This is a genomic window from Nocardia sp. NPDC003482 (genome assembly GCF_053588115.1).
The window spans coordinates 79049-101930 of record NZ_JBSFPI010000016.1 but is presented as its reverse complement, the minus strand read 5'-3'; the positions used below and the strand labels follow the sequence as shown (position 1 = coordinate 101930).

Genomic DNA, 22882 nt, shown 5'->3' with positions numbered 1-22882 from the left:
TCGATGCCCCGCAATCCCTGGTTCGAGACCGTCGCCGAGGCGCAACGCCGCGCCCGCAAGCGGCTGCCCGCCTCGGTGTACAGCGCGCTGCTGGCCGGTTCGGAGGCCGGTGTCTCCTACGACGACAACACCACCGCCTTCGGTGAGCTGGGCTTCGCCCCGCACGTCGCGGGCCTGCCCGACAAACGCGACCAGTCCACGACCGTGCTGGGCCAGCAGATCGCGCTGCCGGTGCTCATCTCCCCCACCGGGGTGCAGGCGGTGCATCCCGAGGGTGAGGTGGCCGTCGCCCGCGCGGCCGCCGCCCGCGGCACCGTCATGAGCCTGAGTTCGTTTGCGAGCAAACCGCTTTCGGAGGTGATCGCGGCCAATCCGCAGACCTTCTTCCAGTCCTACTGGATGGGCGATCGCGACACCCTGGCGCGGCGTCTGCACGAGGCCCGCGAGGCGGGCGCGAAGGCGTTGATCGCCACGCTGGACTGGTCGTTCTCCAACGGCCGCGACTGGGGTTCCCCCGCGATCCCGGAGAAACTGGATTTCGCGGCCGTGCGCAAGAACGCGCTCGGCGTGCTGGCCCGGCCGCGCTGGGCCTACCAATTCGCCAAGGCGCGCACCATTCCCGACCTGACCACCCCCAATCTCGCCGCGCCCGGCCAGCGCGCCCCGACCTTCTTCGGCGCCTATTACGAATGGATGCAGACCCCGCTGGCGACCTGGGACGACATCGCGTGGATGCGCCGGGAATGGGGCGGCCCGTTCCTGCTCAAGGGCATCTGCCGGGTCGACGACGCCAAACGCGCGGTGGATATCGGGGTTTCGGCGATCTCGGTGTCCAATCACGGCGGCAACAATCTCGACGGCACCCCCGCGCCCATCCGCTGCCTGCCCGCGATCGCCGCCGCGGTGGGCGATCAGATCGAGGTCCTGCTCGACGGCGGTATCCGCCGGGGCAGCGACGTCGTCAAGGCCCTCGCGCTCGGCGCCCGCGCGGTGCTGATCGGCCGCGCCTATCTGTGGGGCCTGGCCGCCAACGGTCAGGCCGGGGTGGAGAACGTGCTCGACATCCTGCGCGGCGGAATCGATTCCGCGCTGCTGGGCATCGGGAAATCCTCGATCCACGACCTCACCCCCGACGACATCGTCGTCCCGCCCGGTTTCACCCGCACCCTCGGCGGCTGACCGTGCCCGCCCTCGCCGCCGCCAGCTATCCCGCGCTGCCCGACCGGCCCCGGGTGCTGGTGCCGGTCGGCGCGACCGAACAGCACGGCCCGCACCTGCCGCTGTCCACCGACACCGTCATCGCCGAACACGCCGCCCACCGCGCCGCGCACCGCACCGGGGCGTGGGTGGCGCCGGCGATCGCGTTCGGCGCCAGCGGCGAACACCAGGGCTTCCCCGGCGTGTGTTCGATCGGCACCACCGTGCTGACCCACACCCTCGTCGAACTCACCCGATCGCTGACGCTGTGGGCCGGTGAGGTCGTCTTCGTCAACGGGCACGGCGGCAATGTCCCCGCGCTGCGTGCGGCCGTGGATCTCGTTCGCGCCGAGGGCCGTTCGGTGCGCTGGCTGCCGTGCCTCGCCCCCGGCGACGCGCACGCGGGTTTCACCGAGACCTCCCTCATGCTCCACCTCGCGCCCGAGACCGTGGCCCTCGCCGACGCCGCGCCGGGCAATACCGAACCCCTCGCCGACCTCTGGGATCGGTTGCGGGACGAGGGGATTCGCGCGGTCTCCGAGAACGGGGTCCTCGGCGATCCCACCGGCGCGCACGCCGAGGCGGGCGCGGAACTCTTCGACGACATGGTGAACAGGCTCATCGATGACCTCACCTGAACCTGACCCCGAACCCCGGGTCGCCTTCGTCACCGGCGCCGCCCGCGGCATCGGCGCGGCCACCGTCCGCGAACTGCGTCGCCGCGGCTACCTCGTCACCGCCGTCGACGCCTGCGACACCGGGCCCGACATCGGCTACCCGCTCGCCTCCCGGGTGGACCTGGCGGCCGTCGCCGCGCTCGATCCCGAGGCCGTCCTCCCCCTCGTCTGCGATGTCCGCTCCCCCGAGCAACTGGCCGCCGCGGTGGCCGCGACGGTCGAACGCTTCGGTCGCGTCGACGCGGTGGTCGCCGCCGCCGGGGTGATCGGCGGCGGCCGGGCGCTCTGGGAGACATCCGAGACGGAGCTCCGAGAGCTGTTGGAGGTCAACGCGATCGGCGTGTGGAACACCGCCGCGGCCACCGTGCCCGTCATGCTGGCCGGACCCGACCCCGCGGGCTGCCGGTTCGTGGCGGTGGCCTCGGCCGCCGGGGAGCGCGGGCTGTTCCACCTCTCCGCGTACGGCGCCAGCAAACACGCCGTCATCGGCATCGTCCGCGGCCTGTCCGCCGATCTCGCGGGCACCGGAGTCACCGCGGTGGCCGTCTCTCCCGGCGCCACGCGAACCGCCATGCTCACCGCCACCGCCGCCCTCTACGACGACGTCGACGACCCCGCCGATCTGGCCGCCCACCAACATCTGCACCGCGTGCTCGAGCCCGAGGAGATCGCCGCCACGCTCGCGCACTGCTGCTCGGTCGACGCCGCCGCCCTCAACGGCTCGGTCGTCCGCGCCGAAGGCGGCTTCGCCTCGTGAGCGCCCCCCTCGGGCCCGGTCTCTCCGACGGCACCCGAATCCGATTGCTACCCAGCGTTCGCCGCTTCGCCGCGGGCCGCGTCCTGCACGGCGGCAGCCCCACCCGGTTGCTCCGGCTTCGACCCGAGGCCGTCGAAATGCTCGGCCCCGCAGGGGATTTCACGGTGGACGGCCCGCGGTCGAACGCCTTCGCGGCCACCCTGCTGCGCTCGGGATTCGCCGAGATCACCGGGACGGATGAGCGGACCGACCTCGATCGGGTCACCGTCGTCGTGCCGGTACACGACACTCCCGAAGCACTGGAACGCCTCCTGTCGGCGCTGACCGGTGTGCGCGTGGTGGTGGTCGACGACGCCTCCCCGGATCCCGCCGCCATCGCACGGGTCACCGACGCCCACGGCGCACGGCTGCTGCGGCTCCCCCGCAACCTCGGCCCCGCCGCCGCCCGCAATGCCGGTTTACGCTGCGCGACAACACCTTTCGTCGCCTTCTGCGACGCCGATACCGTTGTCACCCCGGACGCGCTGCGCCGACTCCTCACCCATTTCGCCGACGCCCGCACCGCCGTGGCCGCCCCCCGCGTCCTCGGCCTCCCCGCACCGAACCCGAATTGGATCGCCCGCTACGAGAACGCCCGATCCTCGCTCGATCTCGGCCCCGAATCCGCTGTCGTACAACCCCATTCGCGCGTCGGCTGGCTACCCTCGGCCTGTCTGCTCGCCCGCCGCACCGCGCTCGGCACCGGATTCGACCCGACCCTGCGCGTCGGTGAGGACGTCGACCTCGTCTGGCGGCTGTGCGCCGACGGCTGGCTGATCCGCTACGACGCCGACACCACCGTCCGGCACGAGCATCGGCGCGATCCCCGTCAGTGGCTGGCCCGCAAACACCACTACGGCACCAGCGCCGCCCCCCTCGCCACCCGGCACGGCGACCGCGTCGCCCCCGCCGTCCTCACCTGGGACGCGGCATTCCTGGCCGCCGGACTGCTGGCACACCACCGCATCACCCTGCTCGCCGCCCTGGCCGCGTTCCTCGCCCGAACCACGCGCACCCATCGCCAACTGCGCGTCGTCGACAACCCGCCGGGCCTCACCACCGACCTGACCGTCCGCGCCACCGCTGACGCCGTGCGCCAGGCATCGGCCCTGCTGCTCCGCCACTGGTGGCCCGCAACACTTCTCGCCGCGACGGCATCTCACCGCGTCCGCCGCGCCGCCGCCCTCGCTCTCGCCGTCGACCTGATCACCACTTGTCGCGCCCACGGCCCCAACGCATTCCGGCCCGGTTTTGTCCTCGCCCGCCGCCTCGACGACATGGCCTACGGCCTCGGCGTCTGGCACGGCGCCCTACGCGCCCGATCACCGAAATGCCTGCTCCCCCATGTACTCGCCCGCCCGCACCCGCCGACCGGAACCCGTCGCGGCCGACGCGTCGAGGAACGGCCGAACGAGAGTGGGCCGGTCAGGCGGAGCGAGGCGCGTACATGATGACCGCGACCCCGATCAGACAGATCACCGCACCGATCACATCCCAGCGATCGGGCCGGAATCCGTCGAAAGCCACGGCCCACAGCAGGGATCCGGCGACGAACACCCCACCGTAGGCCGCCAGAATCCGCCCGAAGTTCGCATCGGGTTGCAGGGTCGCCACGAATCCGTAGATGCCCAGCGCGATCACCCCGCCGCCGATCCAGGCCCAGCCCCGGTGCTCGCGCACACCTTGCCAAACCAGCCACGCCCCACCGATCTCCGCGACGGCGGCCAGCACGAACAACAGGATCGACCGCATCACGGTCATGAGCGCACCGCCCCGACCGAGGTGGTGTCCCGGTCAGCGGCCACGATCGCGACCGCCGCTCATCGGGTGCCGCCGATCGTGGACTCGACCCGCGCGGCGAAGGCGTCGAGCACGGCGGCATGGGCGGCGGGCACGCCGACGGACATCACCGGGCCGTCGTCGTCGGTGGTGAAGTCGAAGGTGAAGAACGAGCAGCAGCTCGATTCCCGTGCCGCGAGGTCACGCGCCGCCGGTTCGGCGTCGGGGGCCAGGCTCAGCGCCAGCCGCGTCGGGCCGCTGCGCCGCACGCCTCGCACCGATCGTGCGAAGAATCGGTCGAACTCGGCCACGCGGATCGGCTGTTCGGCGGTGGGCAGGGTGCACGCGTCGGGCACCCAGTCCCCGCGAACCGGTGAGATTTCCATGAGCCCACGGTAGTGCTAGCCGTCCCACCCGAGCCCCGCCTCCGCCAGACGCCGGACGGCCATGGAGAGATCCGCGTCGGAGGCGCCGAGGTAGAAGCGGATGTAGGGCGGGTCGGTGGGGGTGGGGGCGCCCATATCGCCGCCGCCGGGCAGGACGGCCGCGCGGGTCAGACACGCTCGGCGGTAACGGGTTTCGGCGTCGGGGCCGGTGTAGGCCGGGGGGACGCGGGTGCGCAGGTAGGGGGTGGCGGTGCCGCGGAAGACGGCGTCGCGGGGGAAGCCGAGTTCGGTGTGCAGGGCGGCGGCGACGCGCGCGCGTTTGTCGCGGTACTCACCAGCGACGGCGGCCGAGTAGGCGCGCTGGCCGGGGGTGGTCAGCCAGGCCGCCATGGCGGCCTGAAGCGGCACCGAGGAGACGAACGCGTGGTGGCCGAGTTGGCGATTGACCATGGCGCTCACCGTGTCCGGGGTGCCGGTCAGGACGCCGATCCCCCAGCCGTTGCAGTGGAACTGCTTGCCCAGCGAACGCACCGCCAGCCAGCGCACGGCGTCGCGGTAGCGGGTGAGCACGATGCGTAGGGCATCGACCGTGGGGCCGGGAGGATCACAGACGCCGTGATAGGCGTCGTCGACGAGAACGGCCGCGCCGGTGTCGGCGGCGGCGTCGAGCAACGCGGTGACCACGCGCCAATCCCATTGCGCCCCGGTCGGATTGTGCTGTGCGTTGATCACCAGCACCGTCGCCGCGCCGCCCGCCTCGCGCGCCGCGGCGCGCAGCATGGCGCGGACGCGCTCGGGGTCGGGCTGATATCCGCTGGCCGGATCCAGGGCGAAGCGACGGACCCGGTACCCCAGCGGCGCGAAGACGCCCGGATAGTCCCAGCTCGGGGCCGAGCACACCAGCTGCGGACGGCCGGTGCCGGCGGTGTCGAGCAGCAGCCGCGCGTAGTCGAACATGGCGTCGCGGGTACCGTTCTGGGTGACGGCGACCTCGAAATCCGTTCCCGGAACCGATGATTCGAGGCGATGCGTTTCGGCGACGAAGCGGCGCAGCACGGTGTGCAGGGCGGGCAGGCCGTGCGGGGCGACGATGTAGCCGTGACTGTACGCGGGCACCTCGGCGAGACACCGCACCAGCGCGTCGGGAACCCGGCTCCAGGTCTCGCCGAGACTCAGGTACACGACCTCGCGCGGATCCCCAGCGTCGTGCGCGTGCAGCAGGGCGATGTCGTCGAGGGCGGCGGGCAGGCCGGGGAGGCCCAGCACATCGTGCGCGGGCAGCGGCGCCGCATGAGTCGTCAAGTAGGTCATGGGGTTTCCGGATTCCAGATTCGGTCGGCGCGGGCGGCGAGGCGCAGCAGCGGCAGGTCCCGGCCCGGCAGGGTTTGCAGATCCATGCCGAACGGCAACCCGTCCGCGTCGCGCAGGGCGGGCACGGTGATGGCGGGCCACCCCAGACAGCTGCTCAGATCGGTGGTGCGCAGGAACGTGTCGAAGGCGGAGACCCGCTCGCCGCCGACCTCGATGCGGTCGCACCCGATGAGGACCGGTGCGGTGATCGGAGCGGTGGGCAGCAGCAGCGCGTCGAGAGCGTGCCGATGGAAGAACCGACGCAGCAGCTCCTGCGCCGCGGGCCGCTCCCACAGGCGAGCGCGACGGTAGCGGCGCTCGGGAACCGGGTCGCTCACCAGCCCGTTCAGGGTATCGGAGATCACCGGATTCGCCACCGCCGCAACGAGATCCGCGAACGTGAGCGGCAGCCCCGCACGAGCGAGATAGCCGGTCATCGCGGCCGGGGTCTCGTGGAACGGAATCGCCAGCGCACACCGCGAATACAGCTCCAGCGCCCGGCCGGGCAGCTCGGCCGTGACCAGTTCCCAGCCCGCGTCGGCGAGTTCGGCCAACCGCCGGTCCACCCCCGCCCGCAGCTCCTCGGACAGCCCGGAGTAGAAGGGCGACAACGGAATTCCCACGCGCGGCGCACCCCGACCACGCGCCGACTCGCCCACGCCACCACCGGCGATCACCGCGTCGAGAGCGCGAACGGTGGTGAGGTCACGGGCCATCACCCCGATGGTGTCGCGGGTGGGCGAGACCGGCAGAACACCGTCGAGGGGATAACGCCCCGTGGTGGGCCGGAACCCGTAGAGACCGCACAGCGCGGCGGGCGTGCGAATGGAACAGCCTGTCTCCGTACCCAATCCGGCGTCGGCGACACCCGTGGCGACCGCGACCGCGGTGCCCGCACTGCTGCCGCCGACGATACGAGCCGGATCGATCGGGTGCGCGACACGACCGGCCCAGTGATTGTCGCCCGTGGCGCCGTAGGCCAATTCGTCGAGATTGGTCTTGCCGATCACCCACGCCCCGCCCCGGCGCAGCCGCCGCACGACGGCCGCGTCCCGAACGGGCCGGTGGTCGGCGAGGGCGGCGACCCCGCCCGTGGTCGGCAGCCCGGCGACATCGATATTGTCCTTCACCGCCAGCAACCACCGCGCCTCGCCACCGGACCGGAAGTCGGTGGCCAGGAACGCGTTCAGCACGGCGGTGGCGGCGTGCCGATCCCGCGCGCGGGCCAGGCGCGCGGGAGTGTCGACGACGGGAATCATCGCGCCTCGGCCAGCGAGGCGGGCACGTACGGTTCGGCCAGCACGCGCCGCAGATAGCGTTCGAGGATCTCGGGGGTGAGGGTCGGCTCCTCGATCCCGGTCCCGGCCAGATGCTCGGTGACGTTCGCCTTGTCCCACAGATAGGTGTTCTGGTACAGCTCGATCGTCGAGCGGCGATCGAGCATGTGATCGTGGAACATGTTGAGCAGCGGGTACAACGGCGCCTGCGGATCGTCCTTCCACAGCTCCACCCACTCCTCGTACGGCAGCACCCGGAACTCGTAGCCGAAATGCCGCTCGAGCAGTTCGAAGAACTCCCGCAGGGTGACGATGCGCTCCTGCGCGGGCACGACATTGAAGTTCTTGCCCACCGCGTCCGGCTGGCGGCCGATGGCGGCGATGGCGTCCACGATGTAGTCGACGGTGATCAGTCCCTCGCGCAGATTGCGCAGATCCGGGACCGCGCCGAGCGCGACGCAGGTCTTCACCAGCCGCGGCCACCACTGGTAGGTGGCCGCGTGCCCGGTGCGGGACTCGCACAAGGCGTAGCCGAGGCGGAACTTCATGACCGGAAGCCCTTGTGCCTCGGCGAGTTCCGCGATCTTCTCCATCACCCATTTGCTGCGCATGTAGCCCAGATCGGTGACGACCGCGCGCAGGTTCTGATCGATGTCGTCGTTCTCGTACATGGTGGACTTGCCGGTGAACAGATGTCCCCAGCTGTACACCGAGATCGACGAGACCAGCATCAGCGGTTTGACGTGATCCTCGGCGGCGAAGCCGAGCAGCGACCACAGCCCCTCGATATTGTCGCGCCGGATGTAGGAGTAGGACTGGATGAAGTTCGCGGCACTGGCCGAGTGGTAGACGACATCGACCTCCCGGGCCAGCGTCGCGTACTCGTCCGGGTCGAGCCCCAACCGGGGTTCGGCGAGGTCCCCCGCGTGGACGCGGACGCGGTCCCAATCGGGGGCGATGTCGTAGCGGGCCGCGACGCCGCGCAGCCGTTCGCGCGCCAGCGCCGGGCTGCCGGCGCGGACCACGCAGTGCACGACGGCGTCGGTGCCCGCGTGCAGGCGCTCGAGCAGGTGGATGCCGATGATTCCGGTCGCGCCGGTGAGCAGGATGTGCCGGGGGTCGGTGAGTTGGCGAGTGTCCCAGCCGGTCCCGTAGTCGACGCCGTCGGGCAGGCGGATGTCCGCGGCGAGTTCGCGGACCGGTTCGCCCTCCCAGTCGGGGGTGTCGGCGCCGCGGGCGGCGATGGCGGCGGCCAGCCCGCGCACGGTCGGATCGCCGTAGAAGTCCCAGATGTAGACCCGCGCCCCGACCCGGCGGGTGACGTCGCCGACGAGGGCGGTCGCCAGCAGCGAGTGGCCGCCGACGTCGAAGAAGCTGTCGGTGGCGGTGAACCTGTTGTGTCCCAGCACCTCTCGCCACGACGCGGCGACCGCGTATTCGAGATCGCCCTCGAATCCGGCGTCGGGCACGGGGGCGTCGCGGTCCTGCGCGAGCGCGGCGCGCAGGGCGGCGCGGTCGATCTTGCCGTTCGCGGTGACGGGAAGTTCGGTGCGGCACTGATAGATACCGGGCTGCATGTAGTCGGGCAGTTCGTCGCGCATGTGCACGCGCAGCGCCCGCACCAGGGCATCCGGATCGGTGCCGTCCGAGCGCGGAACCACCACGGCGGCAAGGCGTTTGGTCGAGGCGGGACGGTCCTGATCGTCGACCACGACGACGGCGTGCTTGACCAGCCGGTTGCGCTGGATCGCCGCCTCGATGTCGCCGAGTTCGATGCGGTAGCCCCGGATCTTGACCTGATCGTCGCCGCGGCCGAGGAATTCGATGCTGCCGTCGGGCAGCCAGCGCGCGAGATCACCGGTCCGGTACAGGCGCCGCTCGTGCCGCGCCGACCACACGAACCGCTCGCGCGTGCGGTCCGGATCGCCGAGATAGCCTCGGGCCAAACAGGTTCCGGCCAGGCACAGCTCCCCGATCGCCCCGGGTTCGACGTCGCCCAGGTCCTCGTCGAGGATGAACGCCTCGGTGTCGGAGATGGGCGTGCCGATGGAGGCGCGCTGTTCCGCGGTCGGGTCCACGACGCGGCAGGTGGCGAAGATGGTGGCCTCGGTGGGCCCGTAGTAGTCGACCAGGGTGTAGGGCAGCGGATCGGTGTGGATGGGCGGCAGCTTCTCGCCCGCGCAGAACAGGTAGCGCAGCGCGAGGCCCGCGGGGCGGGGCGCGGCGACGACGTCGGGGGTCAGCACGGTCGGGACGTAGGCGTGGGTGATGGCGTGCTCGGCGTAGAAGTCGAGCAGGGCGGCCGGATCGGCCCGGACGGCCGGATCGACGATATGGGCGGTGGCGCCCGCGGCGAGGGTGGCGAAGACCTCCCATTGCGAGACGTCGAAGCCGACCCCGCTCATGAGGGTGGTTCGCGCGTCGGCCGTCGTCTCGAAACGCTCGTTGTGCCAGCGCACCAGCCGGGTCACCGCCGCGTGGTCGACGACGACGCCCTTGGGGGTGCCGGTGGTGCCCGAGGTGAACACGACGTACGTCGCACCCGGCTCGAGCGGTGTGCGCACCGGGCCATCGGTGAATTCGACTGTGACGCCGCCGGATTCGCGATCGGGCGATCCGGTGGACAGCACGACCGGGGAGCCGCACTGGTCGATGATCCGGGCGCGGCGGCGCGCCGGATTGTCGCGGTCGACGGGGGTGTAGGCGGCCCCGGTCTTCAGGACCGCGAGCATCGCGACGACGAGGGCGGCGCTGCGGTGCGCGAGGATCGGCACCAGACTGCCCGGACCCACCCCCGCGTCGCGGAGCCGCCCGGCGAGCGCGTCGCTGAGGGTGTCGAGGCGGTCGTAGGTCAGCCGGTGGCGGTCCTCGGCGATCGCGACGGCGTCGCCGTGGGCGGCGACGGTGGGGGTGAACAGGTCGGTGACGAGCGGATTCGACATGGATATATCTCCTTTCAGGGGGTGGCGAACAGGTGGTCGACGAGGTCGGCGTGCTGATCCGCGGACAGGCGGATGCCGAACGCGGCGAGATCGTCGGTCAGCGAGGCGGGGGTGACGCCGCGGGTGCGGCGGTCCGCGCCGCGGCGTTCGGTGAGTTCCCGGCCGCGCAGCTGGATCCTGCGGCCGGGGCCGATCCGTTGCAGCAGTGGGGTTTTGCGCAGCATGGAGTTCGGGTGGGTGGCGAGGAAATGGTGGGCGACGACGACATCGGGCGGCTGGAGCGGGTCGAGCGTGAACTCGTACAGCGGTGTCCAGCCCCGCTCGTGATGCACCTCGACCGCCCACAGCGCGCCGGTGTGGGCGCGCACCCGGAAGGTGTGCTCGTCCTGGCGCGCGATCACGCCGTCCGCGAACGGCAACGGATCGAGGAACCCGTGCGTGCCGAATCCGACGTCGCACAGCCACACCGTGTTCGCGCGGCGCACCCGCAACAGCATGTGGGTGCGCGGCCGAGGCCCGGTGCCGCCGAACAACACTCGCGCGGCGAGGCGTTCCACCTCGAAACCGAGCTGTTCCAGCGCCCAGCCGAGCAACAGGTTGTGCTCGTGACAGCACCCGCCGCGCGGGCCGCACAGTTTGGCGGTCACCGCACCGGGGTCAAGCGATACGGGCACGCCGGTGACGAAATCCAGATTGTCGAAGGGAATGGCGACGGCGTGCGCGCGATGCACGGCGTGCAGGGCGTCGTCCGTGGGAGCCGTCGGCCAGGTCCGCTCCAACCCCAGACGACGCGCGTACACGGCCGGGTCGAGATCCTCGGCGCACCACTCGTCGCGCGCGAAAGCCGTTGCGGGAGAGGTCATATCGCTACCCTCACGGTGTCGGCGGACGCGCGGGTCAGCAGTTCGGGGTGGTGGTCGGCGAGGTAGGGCCGCAGGCGATCCAGGCAGGCGGCGTAGGCGGCGGTGAAGTCGTCGATGGTGGCGGGTTCGGTGAGGACGTGCTGGCACAACAGCCCGTGCGGGGCGGTGAGGTAGCCCGCGTGCAGCAGGTCCAGGTGCAACAGGGCCCGCAGTTCGGCGCGGCCGCGGCGCAGGCGGGCGGTGGCGGCGGCGTCGCGCGGCGGGGTGTCGCCGAAGTGGAAGTAGCTCAGCCCGCCCTCGCCCACCGCGTGGCCGTGGACGCCGGTCGCGCGCGCGGCGGCGTCCAGGCCGCGCCGCAGCCGCTCGCCGAGCAGATCGAGATGGGCGATCTCCCGCTGCCCGAAACGGTCGAGGGCGGCGATGCCCGCGGCCAGCGACAGACTGTTCCCGCCGAACGCGCTGGCGTGATACAGCGGATCGGGACCGGCCGGGTCGAAGACGGCCATCAGGTCGGCGCGCCCGCCGAACGCGCCGAGCGGCAGCCCGCCGCCGATGACCTTGCTGTGCGTGGTGAGGTCGGGGACGACGCCGTGCCGACGCTGCCACGGACCGAGCCGCACGGTGGCGCACTCGTCGAGGATCAGCAGCGCGCCGTGCGCGTGCGCGAGCGCGCCGAGCGCCGCGATATAGCCGGGGCCGGAGGGTATTCCGCCGCCGACGCCGAGCACCGGCTCCACGATCACCGCCGCGACCCGATCGCCTATCCGATCGAAAGTCGTTGCGGCGGTGCGGATGTCGTTGTACGGGACGACCGCCACGTCGGCCGCCGTGGCCGCGGGCACACCGCGCGCGGGCCGCGGCCGGATCGGGGCGTCGCCGGAGTCCTCCGGTGCGGTGAAGAACGCGCTGACCTGACCCCACTCGTGCGTGCCGTGGTAGCCGCCGTCGATCTTGACGATCAGATCGCGCCCGGTGTGGGCGCGGGCGGTGCGCACCGCCCACATCGTGGCCTCGGTGCCGCTGTTGCAGTAGCGGATTCGTTCCATCGACGGGGTGAGCGCGCGCAGGCGTTCGGCGTGCTCGTACTGCGCGGCGGTGGGGCCGCCGGGCGCGGTGCCGCGGCTCATCTGCCGGGTCACCGCGTCGACGAGGGCGGGGTGATCGTGGCCGTGGGCGAGGGCGCCGTAGTTGGCGAGCATGTCCTCGTACCAGCGGCCGTCGGCGTCGCGGACCCGGGTGCCCTCGCCGTGGGTGAGGAACAGCGGATAGGGCGCGAACCAGGTCATGGTGCGGGTGTCGCCGCCCGGCAACGACCCGGTGGCGCGGCGCGCGGCGGCGGCCGAGGCGGGGGTGGCGGCCAGGTAGGTCTCGCGGATGGCGCGGGCGGGATCAGCGGAACGCATGCGCGCCTCCCGCGGGGTGCAGCCCGTCGCGGGCGGGCCGGTCCGGATCGGCGAACGGGCAGCCCTGGGTGGGTCCGCCCGCGAGATCCGAACGCGCCGACCACAATTCGGGGAAGATGTGCTCGGCGGCGACGCGGCGCAGCCACGCCACGCCGCTGGTGCCGCCGGTGCCGGGCTTGCCGCCGATGAGCCGCTCCACGGTGAGCAGGTGCAGCTGACGCCACCGCGCGAACGCCTCGGCGAGATCCATGAGGGTCTCGGTCCAGCGCACGAGTTCCCCCGACACCGACTCGGTGCGGTAGACCTCCGCCCACGCGGCGCGCACGGCGGCGGGATCGCGGCCGGGCCCGGCGTCGGCCTCGGCGAGCAGACCGCGGCGCACGAGCACGCCGAGGGCGTCGTCGTAGACGCTGGCGTCGTAGAGGGCGCGGCGCACCTCGGCGGCGGCGGTGGGGACGTCGTCGTGGCGGGCGGCGAAATCCTCCGACTTGCCGCCGAGCGCGAATTCCAGTGCCCGGTATTTGTAGGAGCCCGAACCCGAGGCGTCGCCGAGCGCGTCGCGGAAGTCGCCGAACTCCACCGGGGACAGCGTCGAGAGCAGATCCCAGAATCCGGTGAGCAGCCGCACGCCCGCGGTGGCCCGGCGCAGATGCCAGCCCGACGCGCCGAGATCGTCGCCGACCATGGCGTCCTGGGCGGCGCGGACCTCGCCGAGCACGAGCGCGAACAGCAGCTCCTTGGCCTGGCCCGCGAGGTAGAAGGTGGATTCGGCGGGTTGATCGGTGCGCGGGTGGTGCAGGGCGTGCAGCACGGTGAGCGACTGGTAGTCCAGATACGAGCTGCCGGTGGCGGCGGCCGGGCGCGTCGCGCGGGCGTGCAGGTCGCGGAATTCGCGCGGCGCCTTGTCGCCCTCGTAGTGGTGGCCGAAGCGGCGATCGTATTCGGCGAACAGTTCCGGATCGTCGTGCACGAACAGAATGTCGTGAAAGGCCATGCGCCGCAGCGCGATCAGCGGCACCGGCGAGCGGGAGACGGGGAATTCGGGATTGCGGGCGGCGGCTTCGGGGCAGTCGGGATGGAACTGCCCGACCATGAGGCCCGCGGCCGCGGCGGGCCGCCGCAGTCGCCGCTGGGCGGTGTCGAGCAGGCGGCGGCGATGCGCCGGCAGCCCCTCGACGACGGTGACGAGCGCGGTGAGCGGGTGCCCGTCGCCGTGCGGTTCGAGGTCGGTGAAGTGGTCGATTCGGGCGCGCTGATCGGCGACGAGGGCGTCCACGCCGTCCCCGGGTTCCAGGCGCACGGTGCGCAGCCGCACGGCGTCGGCGTCGCGGGCGGCCCCGATGAAGGGGCAGACCGGGCCGCGGCGGCCGATCGCGGAATTCGACGCGGCGAGATATTCGATCATCCATTTATCGACCGTGTCGCGGATGCTGTCGGTTGTGCGATGTTCTTTCATGAATGTCCCTTGCCGTGAGCGTCGCGCGGAATATCGAACGGACCGGTTCGATTCGGCCGTTTCCCGTCACGCTCGGGCTAGCCGTCGATACCGGCGACAATCGCCGAGTGCGCGCACCGGCCGAAAGTCTGCGTGAAATGTCCGCGATCGAAGATCATCCGCGCCGGACCGGAAATCTCTTGCGGGAAAGGGTTATCCGCCCGCTCAGTGGGAATGTCTGCCGCACCACGGACCTCGCGGGACACCCGATGCGGGAGGGGCAATGGCGGATTCGCCGACCGTGCTGGAAACGCGTGAACTGTTTCGCACCACCGATCCTTCGGCGGCGTGCGCGCGCAACAGCCGAATATTGCGGCGCCATTCTCTGCGGACGCTCGGGGCGAGTCCGCCGTTCGAGGCGATCCATTGTGCGACCCGATGGGGCACGGTGTCGGTGCACCGCTGGAGTTTCGGGTCCGCGGTCGAATTGTCGGGCGCCCCGGGCGCGGACGCGTATCTGGTGACGGTGCCGTGCCGGGGCCGCATCGCGACCGGCGCGGGCCGGGCGCGCGCGGACGCGGCGGTCATCGCCAATCCCTTCCGGCCGTTCTCGCTGTGCTGGTCACCGGGCTGCGTGGCCCTGACGGTGCGCATCGAATCCGCCGCGCTGACAACACATCTGGCGGCGATGCTGCGCCGCCCGGTGTCGACGGCACCCGACTTCGGGCCGGTGTTCGATCTGCGCGGACCCGGCCGGGCATGGGTGCGCTTGATCCGGGCGTGGATCGACCTGGCGGAGGTGTCCCCGACGCGGCTGGGTCACCCGCCGATGGCCGCCGCGATCGAGCAGTCGCTGATGACCGGCCTGCTGGTGGCGGCACACCACGATTTCTCCGAGGCCCTGCTGGGCGCGGACACGACCCCGCCACCGCTGCGGCGGGTGCTCGAACGCATCGAGCGGGACCCGGCCGCCGATGCGACGGTGGCGGAACTGGCGGCGGCCGCGGGCCTGAGTGTGCGTGCGCTGCAAGACAATTTCGCGCGCTACCTGTCGACGACGCCGACGGCCTACGTGCGCGAGGCCCGCCTGCGGCGCGCCCACGCGGACCTGCTGGCGACCGATCCCGCGGACCGCGGGGCGGTGGGAGCGGTGGCGCGGCGATGGGGTTTCGGCAATTCGGGGCGGTTCGCCCGGGAGTACCGCTCCCGCTTCGGACAAACACCCGGCCAGACCCTGCGGGAGCGGCCGGAGCCGACGCGCGACCGCTGAGACCGCCGCGCGCCGATCACTCCGCGGACAGCAATGACGAATTCTCGCCCCGCCCCGCGTTCCCCGCGACCGGATCCTGCACTGGGACTCGTGGTGACCGGAACATCACCCGCTGTGCGACGCCGCGAGGATCTTCTCCGCCCGATTGTCGACATACTTCGTCACCGCCTGCTGCCCCGCGCCGAGCGCGGTGACGATCGCCAGCAGCCCGGGCCAGGAACTCGGTGAGGTGTTCACGAAATCGCTTCGGACGACGGCCGATCCGATGAACGCGACCAACGGCCCGAAGGCGATCTTCAGGAACGCCTGTTGCAGAGGCAGATTGAACGGGCTCTTGTCCGAGGGCACCTCCGACATCGCCGGTATGGCGGTGAACAGCGCGCCGATCGCGCCGAACAACATGATCAGCAACGCGAATTTCCAGGGCGTGATCGGAGCCAGGTCCGGCGGCACGGAAATGAAACGCACCTCGGGCAACCACGCCTGCGCGACGACGACCAGGGCCAGGAAGGTGACGCTCGCGGCGGAGGCGAGAATCAACCGGTTGCGCAGATGCCGGGCCTCCTGATTCGCCTGATCCGCCTGCCGGTGCGAGGCGCGCAGGACATCGACGATCGAGGACCGCAGCTCGGCGGCGCGCACCGCCGTACTGCGCTGTCGCAGTGGGGTTTTCCAGCGGGGCGGGGCATCGCGCGCCGCCTGGCGGAGTTCGTTCAGATGGGTGACGCGCCGATCGCTCGCGGTCAGATAGACGTCCGCGTGCGCCAGGGCGTCGTCCACGCGCCGGAGCAGCGCGGCGTCCGGGAGCAGGGCCGGAATGCGTTCCTCGACCTCACGCAGACGCGCCCAGGCCCGCTCGATCTCCGTGCCCCACCACCATTTCAGCGGCCCCACCCGCTGCTGGGTCGCGGCGTTCGCGTCCGCGAGCAGACGCAGCAGATGAGCCGATTGCGTCCGCTCCGAATTCGTCCAGTGCGACCGGTCGATCGAATCCAGTTCGCCGACCAACATGGTGCGCCGCCGCTGCACGGCCTGACGCCACGCGGCGGTGAATTTCCATTTCGACGGAACCAGATCGCAGTCCCGTACCGGCCCCCGCTCGCCCGTTCCAGTCCCCATGTCGCCACCGGCTCTCCGCCCATCGCCAGGAATACCCGCCGCCGAGCAGAACCATTTTCCCACGGGTGATCGAACCGGACGAGGGGATTGATCACCCGTATGGCCATGACCGGATCGTATGTAGTACTCTGGGCGAAGTGATTTGAGCGTCGTACGACAGAGGGAGCGGTGCGACAGTGGTGCGGACGAATCCCGAACGCCGACAGGCCCTTCTGGACGCCTCTATCGAGGTGCTGGCCCGGGAGGGGGCGCGCGGGCTGACCTTCCGGGCGGTCGATCAGGAGGCGGGGGTGCCCGCCGGAACCGCCTCCAACTACTTCCCGAATCGGGACGCCCTGCTCGTCCAGGTCGGGAACCGCTACTACGAGCGGCTGATGCCCGCCGAAGAGACCTTGGCGAAGGCGCGCGGCCCCCAGACCCGCGAGAGCATGACCGAACTCATGACCGAGGTGGTCCACCGCGTCTCCCGGTTCCGCACCGGCTACCTCGCCCTCCTCGAGCTGCGCCTGGAGGCCACCCGCCGCCCGGCTCTCCAGGCCCTGCTCACCGAGCGCGTCCGCGCCGATCTGGACTTCAATATCGACAACTACCGGCGCTCCGAACTCCCGGGTGACGCCGACGCCGTCGTCCTGCTCTACCTCGCCCTGAACTGGCTCATTCTCGAACGCCTCACGCTGCCAACGATTTTCGACGAGCACCGCGCCGCCGAACTGGTCCGCACGATCGTCGAACGCGCCATCCCCGCCGAGTCATGAGGCGGCCGCCTCCTCCCCGTCGGCGACCGGATACAGCCGATGAACCGTCAGCGCCGCCGCCAGCAGCCGGGAGCTGTTCGGATCCATCGGGTCCATACCGGTCAGCTCGCCCACCCGTCGCAGCCGATAGCTGAGCGTATTGGGGTGGACGTGCAGGTGGATCGACGCGCCCTTGCGGTCGGGCCCGAAACGCAGGTGCGCCTCGAGGGCCTCGAGCAGGTGCGGGGCGCGCAGCAGGGGAACGATGCGGGCGGCCAGGCGATCTCGGGCCGCGCCGGGGCGGGTGAGCTGGTATTCGAGCAGCAGATCGTCGAGGCGGTAGACACCGGGCGGGCGGCCCGAGAGGCGGGCGAGGGTGGCGAGTTCGGCCGTCTCGGCCGCGGCGCGGGGCAGGTCCGCGCGGGCGACGCCCTCACAGACGGCGAGATGCGTCGGCGCGCCGAACTTCTCGGTGAGCTCGGCGGCCAATCCGGTGTCCGGCACACCCGCCGACAGCTCGGAATACGTTGGTACGAGCGCGATTCCGGACGACCCGTCGAACGACACCAGCGCCGCGCCGTGGGTGGCCGCGTCGAGGGTGCGGTGCAGGACGCGAATGCGGCGGCGCGCCAGCAGGTCCGCGGCCGCGGAGACGGGTTCGTCGGGGGTGATCCGGATCGCGACGACGGTGTAGCAATCGGTGAGCGGGGTGTCGGCGCGCGCGGCCAGTTCGTCGGCGGGCTGCCCGAGCAGCAGCGCCGAGCACAGCTCCCGGCGCGCCTCGCGTTCGGCGTCGTGGATGGACCGGCCGACCTCGGTGTAGGTCTCCATGACGATGATGTTGATGTTCATCAGCAGATCGAGCAGTCTCGAGACGACCAGCAGCAGCTGATCGGTCTCCTCGGGGGCGGCGAGCGCGGCGGCCTCGGCGAGCAGCGCCTGCGCGGAGGCGTGGATGGCCTCGATGAGCGTCGCCAGCGGCAACCGGTCCTCGGCGTGGCGGGCCGCGACCGGGCCCACGAAGGCCAGCACCTCGGCGCGGGTGAACTCCCGATTCTCCCCGATCGCGAGCATGACCGCGCGCCCGCAGGCGTAGATCGCGGGCAGCACCTCGGCCCGAAAATGGTTCTCCGGCAGGCTCGCCGCGGGCGCGGTGGCGCCGAGCCCGTCGGCCAGCAACCGCTCGGCGATCCGGGGCCACCGGCTGAGCAGGCGGGCGAGCAGCGGCGACGCCGCGGTGGACGTTGATGATCCGGCCGACATAGGCCGATTGTCACCGAGCACGTCTCCCGCGACAACGCTTCGCCCTTTTCGGCGAATATCTTGTCTCCGCCGACAATTCGGCCCCTACGCCTTTCGTCCCGCAGTGCAGTGACGAAAGTTACGGCGGCCCTGGAGACTTCATAACAGGCCGCGACGCGGAACGAATCCACCAGACCTCCTGAGTATGGCCGCGGCGCGGAACGAATGGATGCAGAAAATGTTTGCAACGAAGCAAAAGATGCGGCTTGCCATCATGTGCGCCGGACTGGCCGCGGGCCTCGCCCTCACCTCGGGAGTCGGCTTCGACCACCCCGCGAGCGCGGCCCCGGCACCGGACACCGAACTGAATGCCTTCGCCGATCTCGTCTCGGCCGGACTCGCGCCCGCGCCCGACGGTCGACGGCCCCAGGCCGTCGTCGACAGCGGCAGCGGTTCCACCTGGGGGCGCAGCAGCGCCGCGGCGGCGATCGGCGAGGGGCCCGAAACATTCACGGCGCTCACGGCATTCGCCTGGGGCCTGACGAATCCGAACGCGGCCCCGGCGGGAGCGAACCGCTGGGACTGCGTTCCCACCGCCGCGCATCCGCGGCCGGTGGTGCTGCTGCACGGCACCTGGCTCAACGCCTACGACACCTTTGCCGCGCTCTCGCCGCGATTGGCGCGCGCCGGATACTGCGTCTTCGCGCTCAACTACGGTCGCGCCGGGATCGCCGACGGCGGCGGGCTCGGCGCGGTCCTGCCGGGCCGGTACGGCGTCGGCCCGATCGAGGAATCCGCCCGGCAGGTCGCGGAATTCATCGATCGGGTACGCACCGCGACCGGGGCGGACAAGGTCGATATCGTCGGCCATTCCCAGGGCGGCACCGTCGCCGACCGCTACCTGAAATTCGAGGGCGGCAGGGACAAGGTCGACAAGGTGGTCACCTTCGGCGCCACCCATCACGGCACCTCGCTGCTGGGCCTGGCGACGCTGGGCCGCGCCATCAACAACCTCGGGGTGAACATCCTCGGCTTCTACGAACCGATCGTCGGCCTGTCCAATATCGAGCAGGCGGTCGGCTCCCCGTTCTATGCCACCCTCAACGCCGACGGCGACACCGTGCCGGGGGTGGAGTACACGGTGGTCGCCTCGCGCTACGACGAGGTCACCAACCCCTACGACTGGACCTTCCTGCGCGCGGGCGACGGCGCCACCGTCCACAACATCACCCTCCAGGACGGCTGCGAACAGGACGTCTCCGACCACCTCACGCTGCCGTATTCGCCTCGCGCGGCGAGCATCACGCTCAACGCGCTCGACCCGGCCACCGCGACCCCGCCGGTCTGCGCGTTCAACCCGTGGCTGGTCGGCGGTTCCTGACCTTTCGAAAGGACCCTCGAATGCTGCTCGCCCCCGAATCCCGCCCCGGCCGGCCACCGCGCCCCGAACACGACGAGTTCTACCGTCCCCCAGCCGATTTCGCCGACCACCCGCCCGGCGCGGTGCTGCGCGCCCGGACCGTCGACCTCGCGCTGTTCGGCCTTGTGCGGCAACGGTTTCCGGCCTGGCAGCTGCTGTATCGCACCTGCGATCTGGACGGGCTGCCGGAGGTCGCGGTGACGACGGTGGCGCTGCCCGCCGGGGCCGATCCGGCGGTGCGGCGGCCGTTGCTGTCGTTCCAGTGCGCGATCGACGGCGTCGGCTCCAACTGCTTCCCCTCCTACGCCCTGCGGCACCGCGCCCGCGCGCTGGGCGCGGTGCCGCAGCTGGAACTGCCCGTCATCGCCGAGGCGCTGGCGCGGGGCTGGGCGGTGTCGATTCCCGACCACGGGGGCATGGGCGGCCACTTCGGCGTCGCCCGCGAACCCGGCTACCGCACCCTCGACGCCGTGCGTGCCGCGCTCGGATTCGCCCCGCTCGCATTGGATTCCACGACGCCGATCGGCTTGTGGGGCTACTCCGGCGGCGGTCTGGCCACGGCCTGGGCCGCCGAGACGGCCGCCGACCACGCCCCCGAACTGCGGATCGTCGGCGCGGTCGCGGGTTCCCCGGTCGGCGATCCCGGCGCGGCCTTCGTCCGGCTCGACGGCTCGTGGCTGGCCGGTTTCTCCACCGTCTGCGTCGCGGCCCTGCGCCGCGCCTACCCCGGCCTGAACCGGCTGCTGCACCGCCACGCGCGGCCCGAATTCCAGCTCCGTCTGGCCGAGGCCAGCGCCCGCACCACGCTGTCGCTCATCCCCCGCTTCGCGGGCGAGCGCCTCGACGCCCACCTCGACACCCCCTTCCCGGACCTGTTGCGGGAACCGGAGATGCGCCACGTCCTCGACGACATCCGCCCCGGCCGCCACGCTCCCGCCATGCCGCTGCTCGTCATCCAGGGCGTCCACGACGAACTCATCGCCGTCGCGGACATCGACCGGCATGTGGCCCGGTATCGCGCCGCCGGGGCCCACGTCCGCTACCTCCGCGACCGCCTCAGCCTCCACCTGCCCCTGCTGTACCTCGGCACGCCGGTGACGATGAACTGGCTCGCCGACCGCTTCGACGGCCGGGACCTCCCGCCGGGCCGGACCGAAACGGTCTGGTCGCTCGCGGCGGGCGGGCGAGAGGCGTTGGGGCACTTGCGCTTTCTCGCCCTGATCGGCCGCGTGCTGCGCGGGCGGCCGATCACCGCAGCCGCGCCCCCGCTCCGCTCCCGTCCACATCCGTGAACCCGTACCGCGCGGCGAGTTCCGCGGTCGTGCGGCGCTCCCCCGAGATCTCCAGCGTCCCCGGATCGGCGGCCAGCGCCGCGACCGCCCGGCCCACGAAGCGGGGCGACTCGGCGTGCGAGATGTCGAAGGTGCCCGCGCCCGGGATCTCCACCACCCGGCGGCCGTCGTCGGTGGTGGTCGCGCCGGTGGCGACGAGTTCGGTGAACACCAGTCCCGGCCACAGCGACACGATCGCGATTCCCTTGGGGCGCAACTCGACCGCCATATCGGCGGTCATCTTGTCGAGCCCGGCCTTGCCGACGCCGTAGACGACATTGTGGCCGTAGGAGACCGCGCCGGAGGAGGAGATGTTGACGATCAGTTTTCCGGGGCGATCGTTCGCGAACAGCAGCGGGGCCGCGTACAGCGTTGCGGCGTAATGGGATCGGAGCCCGATGTCGAGGACCTGGTCCCAGGCGCCCAGCGGGAGTTCCCAGAAGGGCTTGTGCAGCCACGGGGCGAGGTCGGGTGCGGAGAAGACGTTGTTGACCAGGATGTCGAGGCCGCCCTGTTCGGCCCGCACCCGATCGAACACCGCCGCGACCTGCTCGTCCTCGTGGTGGTCACACGCCACCGCGATGCCCGTGCCGCCGAGTTCGCCGATCTCCCGGGCGGTTTCGCCGATCGTGCCGGGCAGCGGCCCGGGTTCGGTCGTGCGCCCGGTGAGATACACCGTCGCGCCCGCCGCCCCGAGTTCGAGCGCGACGCCCTTACCCACGCCCCGGCTCGCCCCCGTGACCACGGCGACCTTGTCCGCCAGCGGCCGCGTCACCCCGTCCGCCCCGATACCGTTGCCCGCCACCGACTCCGGCTTCCCGTCCCGCGCACTGTTCACGGCTTGTACCCCACCCCGGCGAAGTTGCCCGGACGCGCCTGGTCGTCGGGGTTCACCGGCTCCTCCGGGCGCCAGTCGGCGGCGTAGACGAGGCCGGGCTCGACGAGTTCGAAACCGTCGAACAGGGCCAGGATGTCCTCGCGATCGCGCATGGTGAGCGAGTCGGAGGTGTCGGCGTACATATCGGAGATCTCCGCGGCGAGCTGCTGCAACTCCGGATCGACCTCGGACATCGAGGCGTGGCTCAGCGCCACGTAACTGCCCGCGGGCAACCGGTCGCGCAGCCGCGCCATCAGCTCGCGGGGGCGGTCGGCGTCCGGGATGAACGGCCACACGCTGACCGTCAGCAGGCCCACCGGCTGATCGAAGTCGATGAGCCGCCGCGTCTCCGGGTGATCCAGGATGACCTCGGGGCGCCGCAGATCGGCCTCGACGACCGCGGTGATGTCCATCGCGTCCTGCTGGCGCAGCAGTTCGTCGGCGCGATTGACCGCCTCGAGATCGTTGTCCACGTACACCACGCGCGTGTCGGGGGCGATCCGGCGGCTGATCTCGTGGGTGTTGCCGACCGTGGGCAGCCCGGAGCCGATGTCCAGGAATTGCCGGATGCCCTGCCCGACAAGGTATTTCACGGCGCGCCGCAGGAAGGCCCGATTGTGGTGCGCCCACGCGTCGGCGAACGGGAACACCTCGAACAGGTGCTCGCCGAAGATGCGGTCCACCTCGAACACGGCCTCGCCGGACAGGTAGTAGTGGTAGAGCCGCGCGGACGACGGTCGGCTGACGTCGATCTCGCGAGGTTCGAAGTCGGGGGCGTTCATCC

The 22882-nt window shown here is 71.5% G+C and carries 20 protein-coding genes; 8 read left to right on the top strand and 12 right to left on the bottom strand.

The window, feature by feature from the left end:
• The first annotated feature begins 3 nt into the window (after positions 1-3).
• Genes mftD through mftF form a run of 4 tightly spaced genes read left to right on the top strand, consistent with a single transcriptional unit; the run spans position 4 to position 4121 of the window.
• Complete coding sequence (mftD, locus tag ACWDSJ_RS24640; RefSeq protein ID WP_450034543.1) at positions 4-1179, top strand: pre-mycofactocin synthase MftD; 1176 nt, start codon at positions 4-6, stop codon at positions 1177-1179.
• 2 nt (positions 1180-1181) lie between these two features.
• Positions 1182-1835: a mycofactocin biosynthesis peptidyl-dipeptidase MftE gene (mftE, locus tag ACWDSJ_RS24635; protein WP_450034541.1), complete on the top strand. Its 654-nt coding sequence runs from the start codon at positions 1182-1184 to the stop codon at positions 1833-1835.
• Complete coding sequence (locus tag ACWDSJ_RS24630) at positions 1822-2631, top strand: mycofactocin-coupled SDR family oxidoreductase (protein ID WP_450034540.1); 810 nt, start codon at positions 1822-1824, stop codon at positions 2629-2631. Before mftE ends, ACWDSJ_RS24630 begins: the two co-directional genes overlap by 14 nt.
• Positions 2628-4121 carry a mycofactocin biosynthesis glycosyltransferase MftF gene (mftF, locus tag ACWDSJ_RS24625; RefSeq protein ID WP_450034539.1) on the top strand — a complete coding sequence of 498 codons (1494 nt, stop codon included), beginning with the start codon at positions 2628-2630 and terminating at the stop codon, positions 4119-4121. Before ACWDSJ_RS24630 ends, mftF begins: the two co-directional genes overlap by 4 nt.
• Here mftF and ACWDSJ_RS24620 read toward each other — a convergent pair.
• From ACWDSJ_RS24620 to ACWDSJ_RS24585, 8 genes are read right to left on the bottom strand one after another with little or no spacing between them, the layout of a single operon-like run.
• Positions 4096-4431 carry a YnfA family protein gene (locus tag ACWDSJ_RS24620; RefSeq protein WP_450034538.1) on the bottom strand — a complete coding sequence of 112 codons (336 nt, stop codon included), beginning with the start codon at positions 4429-4431 and terminating at the stop codon, positions 4096-4098. The genes mftF and ACWDSJ_RS24620 overlap by 26 nt on opposite strands.
• 59 nt (positions 4432-4490) lie before the next feature.
• Positions 4491-4835, bottom strand: a complete 345-nt coding sequence (locus ACWDSJ_RS24615; RefSeq protein WP_450034537.1) for a hypothetical protein — start codon at positions 4833-4835, stop codon at positions 4491-4493.
• A 15-nt stretch (positions 4836-4850) separates the two neighbouring features.
• Positions 4851-6146 (bottom strand): pyridoxal phosphate-dependent aminotransferase, encoded by a 1296-nt coding sequence (locus ACWDSJ_RS24610; RefSeq protein WP_450034535.1) that lies wholly within the window; start codon positions 6144-6146, stop codon positions 4851-4853.
• Positions 6143-7444 (bottom strand): amidase family protein, encoded by a 1302-nt coding sequence (locus ACWDSJ_RS24605; RefSeq protein ID WP_450034534.1) that lies wholly within the window; start codon positions 7442-7444, stop codon positions 6143-6145. The genes ACWDSJ_RS24610 and ACWDSJ_RS24605 overlap by 4 nt, the downstream gene beginning before the upstream one ends.
• The gene (locus tag ACWDSJ_RS24600; RefSeq protein WP_450034532.1) at positions 7441-10404 is read right to left on the bottom strand and encodes an amino acid adenylation domain-containing protein; all 2964 of its coding nucleotides are present in this window, start codon (positions 10402-10404) and stop codon (positions 7441-7443) included. The genes ACWDSJ_RS24605 and ACWDSJ_RS24600 overlap by 4 nt, the downstream gene beginning before the upstream one ends.
• Positions 10405-10418: 14 nt before the next feature.
• Positions 10419-11267, bottom strand: coding sequence for an arylamine N-acetyltransferase family protein (locus tag ACWDSJ_RS24595; protein WP_450034531.1), 849 nt, complete (start codon positions 11265-11267; stop codon positions 10419-10421).
• The gene (locus ACWDSJ_RS24590) at positions 11264-12670 is read right to left on the bottom strand and encodes an aspartate aminotransferase family protein (RefSeq protein WP_450034529.1); all 1407 of its coding nucleotides are present in this window, start codon (positions 12668-12670) and stop codon (positions 11264-11266) included. The genes ACWDSJ_RS24595 and ACWDSJ_RS24590 overlap by 4 nt, the downstream gene beginning before the upstream one ends.
• On the bottom strand, positions 12657-14126 hold the full coding sequence (locus tag ACWDSJ_RS24585) for a tryptophan 2,3-dioxygenase (protein ID WP_450034527.1): 1470 nt from the start codon (positions 14124-14126) through the stop codon (positions 12657-12659). The genes ACWDSJ_RS24590 and ACWDSJ_RS24585 overlap by 14 nt, the downstream gene beginning before the upstream one ends.
• 262 nt (positions 14127-14388) lie before the next feature.
• Here ACWDSJ_RS24585 and ACWDSJ_RS24580 point away from each other — a divergent pair, with 262 nt between their 5' ends.
• Positions 14389-15375, top strand: a complete 987-nt coding sequence (locus ACWDSJ_RS24580) for an AraC family transcriptional regulator (protein ID WP_450034526.1) — start codon at positions 14389-14391, stop codon at positions 15373-15375.
• Between the two features lie 105 nt (positions 15376-15480).
• Here ACWDSJ_RS24580 and ACWDSJ_RS24575 read toward each other — a convergent pair whose 3' ends face one another.
• Entirely contained in the window at positions 15481-16494 is a 1014-nt protein-coding gene (locus ACWDSJ_RS24575) for a hypothetical protein (protein ID WP_450034525.1), read from the bottom strand.
• 176 nt (positions 16495-16670) lie between these two features.
• Here ACWDSJ_RS24575 and ACWDSJ_RS24570 point away from each other — a divergent pair, with 176 nt between their 5' ends.
• Positions 16671-17249 carry a TetR/AcrR family transcriptional regulator gene (locus ACWDSJ_RS24570; RefSeq protein ID WP_450034523.1) on the top strand — a complete coding sequence of 193 codons (579 nt, stop codon included), beginning with the start codon at positions 16671-16673 and terminating at the stop codon, positions 17247-17249.
• Here ACWDSJ_RS24570 and ACWDSJ_RS24565 read toward each other — a convergent pair.
• Entirely contained in the window at positions 17244-18491 is a 1248-nt protein-coding gene (locus ACWDSJ_RS24565; RefSeq protein WP_450034521.1) for a PucR family transcriptional regulator, read from the bottom strand. The two genes, ACWDSJ_RS24570 and ACWDSJ_RS24565, sit on opposite strands and share 6 nt — an antisense overlap.
• Positions 18492-18729: 238 nt before the next feature.
• Between ACWDSJ_RS24565 and ACWDSJ_RS24560 the strand changes: the two genes are divergently transcribed.
• Entirely contained in the window at positions 18730-19851 is a 1122-nt protein-coding gene (locus ACWDSJ_RS24560; protein WP_450034520.1) for an esterase/lipase family protein, read from the top strand.
• Positions 19852-19871: 20 nt separating this feature from the next.
• On the top strand, positions 19872-21182 hold the full coding sequence (locus ACWDSJ_RS24555; RefSeq protein ID WP_450034519.1) for a lipase family protein: 1311 nt from the start codon (positions 19872-19874) through the stop codon (positions 21180-21182).
• Here ACWDSJ_RS24555 and ACWDSJ_RS24550 read toward each other — a convergent pair.
• Positions 21139-21984 (bottom strand): SDR family NAD(P)-dependent oxidoreductase, encoded by an 846-nt coding sequence (locus ACWDSJ_RS24550; RefSeq protein WP_450034642.1) that lies wholly within the window; start codon positions 21982-21984, stop codon positions 21139-21141. The genes ACWDSJ_RS24555 and ACWDSJ_RS24550 overlap by 44 nt on opposite strands.
• 71 nt (positions 21985-22055) lie before the next feature.
• The gene (locus ACWDSJ_RS24545; protein WP_450034518.1) at positions 22056-22880 is read right to left on the bottom strand and encodes an SAM-dependent methyltransferase; all 825 of its coding nucleotides are present in this window, start codon (positions 22878-22880) and stop codon (positions 22056-22058) included.
• Between the last annotated feature and the right edge of the window lie 2 nt (positions 22881-22882).